Genomic DNA, 13,191 nt, shown 5'->3' on the forward strand with positions numbered 1-13,191 from the left:
GGAAAAATACTGAGGAAATCCTATGGAAAACTACCAGGACATCCTGGTCGACCGCAGCCGGGCCGGCATTTTGCTGATCACGCTGAATCGTCCCGAGGCGCGTAATGCGCTACGCAACGATACGTTGCGCGAAATCGGCGTGGCGCTGCGTGGCGCAACTGACGACGATGCGGTACGCGCGGTGGTCATCACCGGAGGAGAAAAAATATTCGCCGCCGGCGCCGACATCAAGGAGATGGCGCAGCTGGGGCCGATAGATGCGCTGACCGACATCAGACCTGAGTACTGGAAAGCAATCGCGGCATTTCACAAGCCGCTGCTGGCGGCGGTGAACGGCTACGCCTTAGGGGCCGGTTGCGAACTGGCGATGCATGCCGATATCGTCGTCGCCGGCGCGGGAGCCCGTTTCGGCCAGCCGGAAATCAATCTTGGCACGATACCGGGGGCAGGCGGTACCCAGCGGCTGATACGCACCGTGGGCAAGCCGCTGGCCATGAAGATGGTGTTGAGCGGCGAAATGATCGATGCCGCTGCGGCGCTGGCAGCCGGCCTGGTCGCAGAAGTCACGCCGGACGGCCAGACTATCGCGCGCGCATTGGCGCTGGCAGAGGTGATTGCCGGTAAGTCGCCGCTGGCTGTCAGATTGGCCAAGGAAGCGATGCTGAAGTCATTCGAGCTTGGACTGGAGAGCGGCCTGAACCTGGAACGCAAGTCCTTCGCGTTGCTGGCCGCAAGCGATGATCGTCAAGAAGGCATTGCCGCATTCCTGGAAAAGCGTGCGCCGGCGTTCAGCGGGCGCTAGTTTGCATTGTATGGAGCTGCTCATGGTTAAAGTCTATTCAATCGATGGCGTCACGCCTGTGGTCCATCCATCGGCGTATGTCCATCCGAGTGCGGTGCTGATCGGTGACGTCATCATCGGGCCAAGGTGCTACGTCGGTCCGGCAGCTTCGCTGCGCGGCGATTTCGGCCGCCTAGTCCTGGAGGAGGGCGCCAATGTGCAGGATACCTGCGTCATCCATGGCTTTCCGGAAAGCGATACTGTGGTTGAACAGGATGGCCATATCGGCCATGGCGCGGTGCTGCATGGCTGCCGCATAGGACGCAATGCGCTGGTTGGCATGAATGCGGTGGTCATGGACGATGCCGTGATTGGCGCAAGCAGCATCGTGGCCGCCATGGCCTTCGTCAAGGCCGGCTCGGTGATTCCAGCGCGCAGCTTGGCGGTCGGTTCGCCGGCGAAGGTGCTGCGCGCGCTCACTGAAGAAGAAATCGCCTGGAAGACGGCAGGCACCCGGCAATACCAGGAATTGACGGAAAGATCGCTGCGCACGATGCAAGAAACGGTAGCCCTGACGGCAGTGGAGCCGGACCGGCAGCGCGTGAATGCCGCGTCTGGCGGCATTCTGCATCGGACCAAAAACGCGAAACGCTGACTCCTGCGATATGTGATGTGCGATACGGGCAAATTTAATATTCGACCAAAGAAAGACAATCAATCATGCAAACGATACAAAGTTATATTGGCGGCCGCTGGATTGGCGAAGCTGCCGGCCAAGAGCTGTTGAGCGCGGTCAACGGCAAGGTGGTCGGTTTTACACATTCCGAAGCGATCGATTTCGGCGAGGCGGTCAGCCATGCCCGTGGCGACGGCTTGCGCGGATTGCTGGCGCTGGATTTCCAGCAGCGCGCCGCGCGTCTCAAGGCGCTCGCCAAGTACCTGGCCGAGCGCAAGGAAGAGCTGTATGCCATATCCGCGCACACCGGTGCGACCAGAAGCGATAGCTGGATCGATATCGAAGGCGGCACCGGCACCATGTTCGCCTACGCCAGCATAGGCGCAAATGAATTCCCATCCGGTAATCTGGTGCATGAAGGACCGGTGGTCGGACTGGGCAAGCAGGGCAAGTTTGCCGGCACCCACATACTGGTGCCGCGCGGCGGCGTCGCGCTCCACATCAATGCATTCAACTTTCCGGTCTGGGGCTTGCTGGAAAAATTCGCGCCGACTTTCCTGGCCGGCATGCCGTGCATAGTCAAACCGGCGACCGCCACCAGCTACCTGACTGCGGCGCTGGTCAGGCTGATCGATGCTTCCGGTATTTTGCCGGCAGGAAGCTTGCAACTGATTATCGGCGGCACAGGAGATTTGCTGGACCGCTTGCAAGGGCAGGACGTGGTTACCTTCACCGGTTCTGCCGATACTGCGGCCAAACTGCGTGTGCATCCAAACCTGATCCGGCAGTCGGTGCCGTTTAATGCTGAAGCGGATTCCCTGAACTGCGCCATTCTTGGTCCGGACGTGAGCCCCGATGATGAAGAGTTCGATCTGTTTGTGAAAGAAGTTGCACGTGAAATGACCACCAAGGCTGGTCAGAAATGTACGGCAATCCGTCGTGTCATCGTCCCGCAAACGCATATCGATGCGGTCGCGGAACGGCTCAAGGCAAGGCTGGCCAAGGTAATTGTCGGCGATCCCTCACTGGATAACGTAAGGATGGGGCCGCTGGCGTCCAAAGCGCAACAAAAAGACGTCGCTGAAAAGTTGGCGTTGTTGGCTCGTGGCAATGAACTGGTCTTCGGCGAGCGCGACGGCTTTCAGCCGTTGGGGGACAGCGTGGCAAACGGCGCCTTTTTTGCGCCCACATTGCTGCTGTGCCGCGATCCCATGAATAACGATGCGGTGCATGACGTAGAAGCGTTTGGGCCGGTAAGCACTTTGATGGCTTACGACGATTTCGATGCCGCTCTGGCACTTGCCGCGCGTGGCCGCGGTAGTTTGGTGGGTACTCTCGTCACGCATGACCCGCAAGTGGCGGCGAAAGCGATTCCGGTCATTGCGGGCTTGCACGGTCGTATCTTGATACTCGATCGCGAAGCAGCCGTGGAATCCACCGGGCATGGCTCCCCGTTGCCGCAGCTTAAGCACGGCGGTCCGGGGCGGGCTGGCGGCGGCGAAGAGCTGGGCGGCTCGCGCGCGGTTAAGCATTATCTGCAGCGTGCTGCGCTGCAGGGTTCTCCCACCATGCTGGCCGCAGCGGTGGGCGAGCATGTGCGTGGCGCAGCAGTGCGCGAATCTGCCATCCATCCGTTCCGTCATCACTTTGAAGAATTGCAAATCGGCGATTCGCTGTTAACCCATCGTCGTACCGTCACGGAGGCGGATATTGTCAATTTCGGCGGTTTGTCCGGCGATTATTTTTATATGCATTTCGATGAAATTGCCGCCAAGGAATCCTCATTTGGCAAGCGTATCGCGCACGGTTACTTCGTCCTGTCGGCCGCAGCCGGATTATTCGTATCGCCGGCGCCAGGACCCGTGCTGGCCAACTATGGACTGGATACACTGCGTTTCGTCAAGCCGGTCGGCATCGGCGACACGATTCGGGCTCGCCTTACCTGCAAACGCAAAATCGATCATAACAAAAAAGATGTCAACGGCCTCGGACAGGGGGTGGTTGCGTGGGATGTCGAAGTCAGCAATCAACATGGTGAATTGGTGGCTTCCTACGATATTCTGACGCTGGTTGCCAAGCGCAGTTAGGCAGGCTGCTGCTCATTCTCGGCCAGCAACAAGGGAACGCTCAGCTTGCCGGTGCGGCAAGCCGCACCGATAAGTTACATGCTAAGCGCTAGCTCATGTAGCTAAAGCTCACTTCTTGCTCGAATGAGCTGTACCCTTGGTAGCGGCCTGCGACAGTTGATCGACGGCGTTGTTGACATTGCTTTCGATGGTTTCAACTGCTTGCTTGGTGCTCTTGGCCAACTGTTCGTAACCGGCGTTGGCGCTGCCGATTGCCGATTTGACGAAAGCAACTGCGCCTTCCGCACCTGGCGGTACGTTTTTCGACGCCAGGTCAACGAACTCGATGACTTTACGCTTGGTTTCCGCAACCTGGGCTTCAGCAACCTTGGTCAGCTCGGCCTGTGTGCTGGAAGCGATGCTGGCGAAATGGCGGCCGTAAGCGATGGCTTTTTCCGCGTTCGGTTGGGCCAGCGCTGCGCTCAGCGAGAAAAATTCTTGCGGGTCTTTGGCAGCAAAGAGTTTCTGGGTGGTGGCGGTCGACTCTTGCAGCGAAGCTTTACCAGCGCTCAGGTTGAGCTCGATCAGCTTTTCCACGCCGGCAAATGCTTTGGTCGTGAGATCGGTATACAGAGCCAGGTTAGTTTCAAAATTTGCTTTGGCGGCAGCTGAAAATTGTTCTGCAATGGTAGACATGGTTTCTCCAAGGATACAGTGTCGTAAAAACAGACGACATCAGTAGGACGGCAAAAGATGGCTAAAGATTAGCCGCTGGTTACAGAGCACCATTGATTGAAATGGCATATTGTGCGGCGCACAAATGCGATTGTAGATTTTTGTCGCCAGATGTCTAGCTGGTAATTTTGACAGTACCAACGATATTCTTGATGAAATGATAAGGCATTTAAGGGCTGTAGTTTCACGCGACCCTCCCAATCTCGCGCTCATGGGCGAAGTTCAATGCATTGTGAATGCAAGGACCGGTCCAATCAGGGGGAGGTTGTATTTTTACCAGTATGCAGTAGTCGTTGCCCATGGTAACGTTGCCTTCCGGATATTATCTGTGGAGGGACATATGCCGCAATTCGAGATAGAGCACAAAGGACACACGATCAAAGTCGCGAGCACGATCGTCAGGGGCGGCAAGTATCGTTGGGCTGTTTTGATTGACGGAGTGTTGCAGCCGCCGCCGGAGATCGACCCGTCCAATACCTGGGACGCTGCGCGTGATCAGGGAATGGCGTTCGCAAAAGGCCTCATCGACGTCGTTAAGTAACTTCAAATTGGCGGCTCGGTTCAGGATTGCCGGTCCTTCATAAGGGGACCGTGTGGCAGATAACGCAATACAAAGGGTTTGAAATTCACGTACTTCCTGTTTGCGAAGATGGTCCAGCGCAACCGAAGTGCAGGGTGACACAGGTGCCACCCATACGTCTGTAAAATTGCCATAAAGACACAAAAATGTTGTATCCTCGCAAGGTCATATTTCATATTTTCCTAACCCGGGGATAGCCATGCAAGTAGCCGCAGAACGGAAAAAAAACAATAACAGCGCCGTGAGATTTCCGGGGCTGTTTTTTTTCGGACGCAAGTTCCTCGGCGGCGCCGGCGCGCGCAACACCTTGGCGCTGCTGTTGGGAATGCTGGGCGCTCAGATGGCGCCGGCAGCTCAGGCGGCCAACATCAGCAGTTTTGCGCCGCAAGGCGAGATCGCTCAGGTGCGCCAGGTGCGGGTGAACTTCTCTGAAGCGGCCGTCAAATTCGGCGATCCGAAGGCGCCTATGCCGTTCGACATCAGCTGTCCCGAAGCCGGCAGCGGGCGTTGGGCCGACGAGCGCAACTGGATCTACGATTTCGTGCGCGATGTACCGCCGGGGACGCGTTGCAGCTTTGCCCTGAAACCGGGATTCAAATTATTATCCGGCGCGGCAGTCAGCGGCAAGAGCGTGTTCCAGTTCAATACCGGCGGCCCTGCTGTCGTCAATGCCATGCCTTACGGGGAAAAGATCGATGAAGAGCAAGTCTTCATCCTGATACAAAACGGCGCCGCCACCAGCGCCAGCATATTGCAGCACGTGTATTGCGAAGCCGAAGGCGTGCATGAACGGATTCCGGTCAAGTTCATCGCTGCGGCAGAACGCAAGCAGTTGCTCGACCATTTCGCCGACAAGATCAATCCCGACAGAGTCAGCACTGTGCAATGCCAGCAACGCTTGCCTAACGATGCAGCGGTTCGCCTGGTATGGGACAAGGGCGTGAGCACGCCGTCCGGCATCGCCAGCAGTCAGCCGCAGGCGTTCAAGTTCAAGGTGCGGCCGGTGTTCACTGCCAGCGTCAGCTGCGAGCGCGAGAATGCCAATGCGGCTTGCGCGCCGATCCTGCCGCTGCGCATCCTGTTCACCGCGCCGGTCCCGCGCAAGCTGGCCGAAGGCGTGACGCTGCATGCCGCCAATGGCAAGCTGAAACCGTTTTTTGAAAAAAACGATAACGATGACACCGTCTCGCAATTGACATTCAAACCGCCGTTTGCCGAAAAATCGGAGCTCAGCGTCGACTTGCCGAAAGGGTTCCGGGACGAGAGCGGCCGGCCGTTGTCGAACGCCGCTGCGTTTCCATTGAAAGTACGGATGGCGGATTATCCGCCGCTGGCAAAATTCCCGTCCGCCCCGTTCGGCATCATTGAACTGAATGCCGACGCCACGCTGCCGGTCACCTTGCGCAGCGTTGAAACCAGCATGCTGGCGCGCAGCGCCGACGGCAAGGTCCATCCCGGCACGGTCAGCAATCTGAAAGTCAGCGACGACCAGAACATCATTGCCTGGCTGACTAAGCTCAGGCGTTACCACGAAACCAGCATCACTATCGACAAGAAGCAGGTTGAAACGCGCAGCATCGGTTTGCTGGCAAAACAGACTGGCGCCAAAACCCTGACCTTGCCGCCGGCGCCGGATAGCAAGGACGGCGTGCGGCCGTTTGAAGTGATCGGCATTCCTCTCAAGGATCCCGGATTCTATGTGGTCGAACTGGAATCGCTAAAACTGGGCGCGGCCTTGCTGGGCAAAGCTGCGCCCATGTATGTGCGCACCAGCGCGCTGGTGACCAATTTATCGGTGCACGTCAAGATCGGCCGGCAAAACGGCGCGGTGTGGGTCACCACCCTGGATAACGCCAAACCGGTGAGCGATGCCGAGGTGCGGATTTCCGATTGCCGCGGCGCCGAGCTGTGGCGCGGCAAGACCGATAAGCAAGGGATCGCCATGGTGCCGGAATTCCCGCTTGACGGCTGCCGCAACGGCGCCAGTACTGAGCCGGGACACATCGACGGCTTCTTCGTCAGCGCCCGCAAGAGCGACGAAAAAGGCCGCGCCGACATGGCTTTTGCGCTGACCTCATGGAATGACGGCATCGAATCCTGGCGTTTCAATTTGCCGATGGACTACGACAAATCGGCCACGGTGCGCGCCCACACGATATTCGATCGCACTCTGTTCCGGGCCGGCGAAACGGTGTCGATGAAACATGTGATCCGTACCGAAACCATGCAGGGTTTCGGCTTGCTGCCAAACGATAAACTGCCGACGCGCGCCCGCATCACGCACCAGGGCAGCGGCCAGGAATATCAGTTTGCGCTGAGCTGGCGCGGCCAGAAAAATGCCGAAACCGTGTTCCAGATTCCGAAAGAAGCCAAGCTCGGCAGCTATGAGGTAGTACTGGACGGCGGCAAGGTCAAGAGCGGCGTCAGCGGCGGCGATAACACGGATACCGGCGACGCGGACAGCACGGACAACGATAATGGCGGCTACGACCAGGGCCGGCGCAGCTACAGCACCGGCAGTTTCCGCGTCGAAGAATTCCGTTTGCCGCTGCTGCAGGGACGGATTACGCCGCCGAAGACATTGATCGCGCCCAAGGAAGTGGCGCTGGATGTGCAATTGAATTATCTGAACGGCGGCGGCGCTTCCGGCCAGGCGGTGCACATCACCAGCCTGCTGCGCGGCAAGGACATCGGTTTTGCCGGCTACGACGGTTATTCTTTTGTGAAGCGCAATGAGGATGACGGCAGCGCCGACAACCAGAAGATCGTGGCCGACAAATTGCCGGTGACCCTGGATAAAAACGGCGCCGGAAAAACGCTGGTGAAGGATTTACCGACCATCACGGCGCCGAAGGAATTGCTGACTGAAATGACCTACGCCGATCCGAACGGCGAAATCCAGACCGTAGCTAGCGTCACGCCGATATGGCCCTCGGCGGTGGTGGTCGGCTTGAAGGCGGGGGAGTGGGTGTCGGTCAAGAAGAAACTGACCTTGACCGCGGTTGCTCTGAATCCGGCCGGCCAGCCGCAAGCCGGCGTGCCGATTGAAATCAGCGGTTCGAGCAAGCAAGCCAACTCGCACCGCAAGCGCATGGTGGGCGGTTTCTACGCCTACGAAAACACCACCGCCGGCAGCGACCTGGGGCCGCTGTGTTCCGGTAAGACCGATGCCCGCGGTTTGATGATCTGTAGCGTCGAATTGCTGGAGCCGGGCAATATTGAATTGACGGCCAAGGGCCAGGATGGCAGCGGCTATCCTGCGCTCGCCAGCAGCTCGGTATGGGTGACCAAACAAGGCGAATTGTGGTTCGATGGCGGGAACCAGGACCGCATCGATATCCTGCCTGAGAAAAAGACTTACCAGCCGGGCGAAAGCGCGAAGTTCCAGGTACGCATGCCATTCCGCTACGCTACCGCACTGATCGCGGTGGAGCGCGAAGGCGTGATCGAAACCCGGGTGGTGCAACTGACTGGCCAGGATCCGACTTTCAGCTTGCCGGTCAAGGCCGGCTACGGCCCCAATGTGTACGTCTCGGTGCTGGCGGTGCGTGGCCGCATGCGGGAAGTGCCGTGGTATTCCTTCTTTATCTGGGGGTGGAAAGAACCGTTGAACTGGTGGAGCGAGTTCAAGGAGTATCAGGCGCCAAGCGCTACCGTCGATCTGGCAAAGCCGGCCTATAAATACGGCATCGCTGAAATCACGGTCGGCACCGCGGCCAACCAGCTGGCGGTGACGGTCAAGGCGGATCAGCCGAGTTATGCGATCCGCACCGCCGCCAAGGTGGATATCCAGGTCAATCTGCCTAACGGCAAACCGGCGGCGGGTGCTGAAATCGCCCTGGCGGCGGTCGATGAAGCCTTGCTTGAGCTGGAACCCAACAAGAGCTGGGATCTGCTGGGAGCGATGCTGCAACGGCGCAGCTATGGCGTGGAAACCTCGACCGCGCAGATGCAGGTAGTCGGCAAGCGCCATTACGGCCGCAAAGCCATACCGGCCGGCGGCGGCGGCGGCAAATCTCCGACCCGCGAATTGTTCGATACCCTGTTGCTGTGGAAGCCGGCCATCGTGCTCGATGCTAACGGCAGGGCGCAGGTTGAGGTGCCCTTGAACGATGCCTTGACCAGTTTCAAGATAGTCGCAGTGGCGCAAAGCGGCGACAGCCTGTTCGGCAGCGGCGCCGTCAGCATCCGCTCGACCCAGGATCTGCAACTGATTTCCGGCTTGCCGCCGCTGGTACGCGAAGGCGACAATTTCAGTGCGCTGGTAACGGTGCGTAACACCAGCTCCCGCGCCATGCAAGTCCATGCCACGGCGCAGGTTGGCGGCTTGCCGGCTGCTGCGGCATTGCCGGCCAAGGATGAGAGCATTGCTGCCGGCGAGACGCGTGAATTGATCTGGACCGTGACGGTGCCGGCGGACGTCGGCCAGCTGGTGTGGGAAATCAACGCCCAGGAACAAGGCGGTCCCAAGGTCAAGGACAGCATCAAATTTACCCAGCGGGTGGTGCCGGCAGTGCCGGTGACGGTGCAGCAAGCTACCTTGTTCCAGCTCGACAAGCCGTTCAGCATGGCGCTTGCGCCGCCTGCCGATGGCTTACCGGGCCGCGGAGGCCTGGCGCTTTCGCTTGCGCCGTCGCTGGCTTCCGGCAGCGACGGCTTGCGCCGCTACTTCGTCAGCTATCCCTTCTCCTGCCTGGAGCAAAAGACATCGAAGGCGATCGGTTTGCGCGACGAGGCGATGTGGCAAAAGGTATTGAACGACTTACCGACCTATCTGGACAGCGACGGCCTGGCTTATTACTATCCGCCGAACGAGGGCAATGCGCGCCGCGGCAGCGATACCTTGACCGCCTATTTGCTGGCGGTGACGCAGGAATCCGGTTTTGCGATTCCGCAGCAAAGCCGCGACAAGATGCTGGATGGCCTGGCGGCGTTTGTGGAAGGCAAGATCACCCGCGATTTCTGGTCGCCGCAGAAAGACCTGGATGTGCGCAAGCTGGCGGCGCTGGAGGCGTTGTCGCGTTACGACCGGGTGCGGCCGGCGATGCTGGATTCGATCCAGTTGTCGCCCAATCTGTGGCCGACTTCGGCAGTGCTGGACTGGATCAATATCCTGCAACGCGTATCCAGCATTCCGGATCGCGCCAAACGCCAGGCCGAAGCCGACCAGATCATCCGGGCGCGCTTGAATTACCAAAGCACGCGCATGGGCTTCTCCACCGAGAACAGCGATTACTGGTGGTGGCTGATGGCCAGCGCCGATGCCAACGCCAACCGGCTGGTGCTGACCATGCTGGAAAATCCGGCATGGAAAGAGGACATGCCGAAGCTGATCAACGGCGCCATCCAGCGGCAGCAGCGCGGTCACTGGTCCACCACCACGGCGAATCTGTGGGGCTCGCTGGCGCTGCAAAAGTTCGCCCGCAAATTCGAATCTGAAAAGGTAGGCGGTATCACCAAGGCCAGCCTGGAGCAGGGCGCGACTGTGAGCGGCAGCCAAAGCTACAACTGGCCTGCCGGCGCCGCCACGGCTGAAGTCGGCAAGCTGCAACTGCCGTGGCCCGCATCCGCCGCGCCGGCGGAACTGAAACTGACGCATGCCGGCAGCGGCGCGCCTTGGGTGACAGTGCAAAGCCTGGCGGCGGTGGCATTGAAGAAGCCGTTTTCCAGCGGCTACCGGATCAACAAGAACATCGTTCCGGTAGAACAAAAGGAAAAAGGCAAATACACCCGCGGCGATATCGTGCGGGTCGATCTGGAAGTCGATGCGCAATCCGACATGACCTGGGTCGTGGTCACCGATCCGATTCCGGCCGGCGCCACCTTGCTGGGTTCCGGCCTGGGTCGTGATTCGGCCATCGCCACCAGCAGCGAACGGCCGGCCGGCAATGCCTGGGTGGCGTATGAAGAACGCAGCTTTGAAGCGTTCCGTAGTTATTACGAATACGTGCCGAAAGGGAAATTCACCATGACGTATACCTTCCGCATCAACAATCCGGGCCAATTCAGTTTGCCGCCGACCCGGGTGGAAGCGATGTATGCTCCGGAAATGTTTGGTGAAAGCCCTAATCAGAAATGGATGGTGAAGTGAGTTCGATCTGCATTTCGGCTTGCATTTCGGTCGGCATCAGGCGTTCATCCCTGGGCGCTGTGTTGATGCTGGCCTTGAGCGCCGGCCCGGTGCACGCCCTGCAAAGCTACGCCGATGTGCAGCACGAATTCCGTTCATCGGAAGCCAGCTTGTACGATCGCAAGGGCCAGTTGCTGCAGCAGATTCGCCTGAATCCGAATGAACGCCGCCTGTCATGGATAGCGCTGGAGGATGTATCGCCAGCCTTGCGCAACGCGTTAGTAGCATCGGAAGACCGGCGTTTTTACGCGCATAGCGGCGTCGACTGGAGCGCGGTGGCCGCCGCCGCATGGGGCAATTTATGGAACACCAAAACCCGCGGCGCATCGACCATCACCATGCAGCTTGCGGGTTTGCTGGACGACGATCTGCGACGCCGCAGCGCGCCGCGTTCGATCAGGCAGAAGATGTCCCAGGTGATGGTGGCGCAACAGCTGGAGCGTAACTGGCGCAAGGACCAGATCCTGGAAGCCTATCTGAACCTGGTCAGTTTTCGCGGTGAACTGGTCGGCATACATGCCTTGTCGCGGGTATTGTTCGGCAAGCATCCTAGCGGTTTGAGCCAGCGCGAAGCGGCGATCGCGGTGGCATTGATTCGCGGCCCGAACGCGACGCCGGCGCGGGTTGCTGAACGCGCTTGCCGCATCTTGCAAGAGCAGCATGCGGCGCAGGAGTGCAAGGGCCTGGAAGATTTCACTTTGCTGGCTTTGGTGCGCACCGGTTCGAATTCGGAAGTCATCGTCACCACCAGCGCGCCGCAACTAGCGCCGCATTTGGCGCGCAAACTGTTGCGCACGCCGGGACAAGCTGTGCGTTCAACGCTGGATGCCGGCGTCCAGCGTTTTGCCAACGATGCCTTGCGCCGGCAGTTGGCGTCTCTGGTTGAACGCAACATCGAAGACGGCGCCATCGTCGTGCTCGACAACGCCAGCGGCGACGTGCTGGCCTGGGTCGGTTCCAGCGGCGCGTTTTCCAACGCTGCCGAGGTCGACGGTGTGGTGGCTTTGCGTCAGGCTGGCTCGACCTTGAAGCCGTTTCTATACGAACTGGCCATCGAAAAAAAATGGCTGACCGCCGCCTCGATTCTGAACGACGCGGCGATCAATCTGCCGACCGCCAGCGGTTTATATATTCCGCAAAATTACGACAAGCAGTTCAAAGGCCTGGTCAGTTTGCGCACCGCCCTGGCTTCATCCCTGAATATTCCGGCGGTGCGGACTTTGGTAACGGTCACGCCCACGACTTTCTTCGAACGTCTGCAAGGACTGGGTTTCCAGTTGCGTGAATCCGGCGATTATTACGGCTACAGCCTGGCGCTGGGCAGCGCCGATGTCAGCCTGCTGGCGCTCAGCAATGCCTATCGTGCGCTAGCCAATCAAGGGCGCTACAGCGGCGTGCGCACCACATTGACCGACCCTGCCGTCAAAATGAACCAGGTGATGGAGCCGGGCGCCGCTTTCATCATCGGCGATATCCTGTCTGACCGCAGCGCCCGCAGCCTTACCTTCGGCCTTGAGAATGCGCTCTCGACGCGGATCTGGACGGCGGTGAAAACCGGCACCTCGAAAGACATGCGCGACAATTGGGCGGTCGGCTATTCGGATCGGTATACGGTCGGCGTCTGGGTCGGCAATGCATCCGGCTTGCCGATGTGGGATGTGTCCGGCGTAACCGGCGCCGCGCCGATCTGGCAAGAGGTGATGCAGTACCTGCACCGCCGTGGCCAGCAGCGGCAACAGATTCCGCAACAGCCGGCCGCTGTGGTGCGACAGGAAATTCGCTATGCCGACAAGATCGAAGCGCCGCGCCAGGAGTATTTTCTGGCCGGAACCGAGCAGAGCCTGATCACTACCGCCAAATCCGACGATATCGCCATCGCCATACGCTATCCGACGCCTGGCATGCTGGTCGCGCTCGATCCGGATATCCCGCCGCAGCGGCAGCGCATACGCTTTGCGGCAGATGGCTTATCCAATGGCTGGTGGCGGCTGGATGGCAAGATGCTGGCGCCGCCTGCGGGGAAAAATGGCAAGAAAGCTAGTCACCAGGCCGCAGCACCAGATCCGCAACTGGCCCTCGACTGGATGCCATGGCCCGGCCGCCACGTGCTGGAATTGCTGAACCATGAAATGGCCGTGGTCGACCAGGTCCGTTTCGAGGTGCGCGGCGCGGTCGAGAATCTGGCGCCGCAGAAATCCGGCCGCAGCGGAAAGAAATAGATTC

General features: G+C 59.4%; 7 protein-coding genes. 6 read left to right on the plus strand and 1 reads right to left on the minus strand.

What is annotated here, in order from left to right; genetic code table 11:
* Positions 1-22 precede the first annotated feature (22 nt).
* The 3 genes from BLV81_RS07675 (at position 23) to paaZ (ending at position 3,544) form a co-directional block, all read left to right on the plus strand.
* Positions 23-802 carry an enoyl-CoA hydratase-related protein gene (locus tag BLV81_RS07675; protein ID WP_092354080.1) on the plus strand — a complete coding sequence of 260 codons (780 nt, stop codon included), beginning with the start codon at positions 23-25 and terminating at the stop codon, positions 800-802.
* 22 nt (positions 803-824) lie between these two features.
* The gene (gene paaY, locus BLV81_RS07680; RefSeq protein WP_092354384.1) at positions 825-1,436 is read left to right on the plus strand and encodes a phenylacetic acid degradation protein PaaY; all 612 of its coding nucleotides are present in this window, start codon (positions 825-827) and stop codon (positions 1,434-1,436) included.
* A 65-nt stretch (positions 1,437-1,501) separates the two neighbouring features.
* Entirely contained in the window at positions 1,502-3,544 is a 2,043-nt protein-coding gene (gene paaZ / locus BLV81_RS07685) for a phenylacetic acid degradation bifunctional protein PaaZ (protein ID WP_092354082.1), read from the plus strand.
* Positions 3,545-3,652: 108 nt separating this feature from the next.
* Here the strand turns inward: paaZ and BLV81_RS07690 are convergent, their stop codons facing one another.
* Complete coding sequence (locus tag BLV81_RS07690) at positions 3,653-4,219, minus strand: phasin family protein (protein ID WP_092354084.1); 567 nt, start codon at positions 4,217-4,219, stop codon at positions 3,653-3,655.
* A 379-nt stretch (positions 4,220-4,598) separates the two neighbouring features.
* Between BLV81_RS07690 and BLV81_RS23575 the strand changes: the two genes are divergently transcribed.
* The 3 genes from BLV81_RS23575 (at position 4,599) to pbpC (ending at position 13,187) form a co-directional block, all read left to right on the plus strand.
* Entirely contained in the window at positions 4,599-4,799 is a 201-nt protein-coding gene (locus BLV81_RS23575; protein ID WP_143036314.1) for a hypothetical protein, read from the plus strand.
* A 238-nt stretch (positions 4,800-5,037) separates the two neighbouring features.
* Positions 5,038-10,929, plus strand: a complete 5,892-nt coding sequence (locus tag BLV81_RS07700; RefSeq protein WP_092354088.1) for an alpha-2-macroglobulin family protein — start codon at positions 5,038-5,040, stop codon at positions 10,927-10,929.
* A gap of 65 nt (positions 10,930-10,994) precedes the next feature.
* The gene (gene pbpC, locus BLV81_RS07705) at positions 10,995-13,187 is read left to right on the plus strand and encodes a penicillin-binding protein 1C (RefSeq protein ID WP_092354386.1); all 2,193 of its coding nucleotides are present in this window, start codon (positions 10,995-10,997) and stop codon (positions 13,185-13,187) included.
* The last annotated feature ends 4 nt before the right edge of the window (positions 13,188-13,191 follow it).

Origin of the sequence: Collimonas sp. OK242, from assembly GCF_900107095.1 — a bacterium.
In the GTDB taxonomy this organism is placed as follows: Bacteria; Pseudomonadota; Gammaproteobacteria; order Burkholderiales; family Burkholderiaceae_D; genus Collimonas.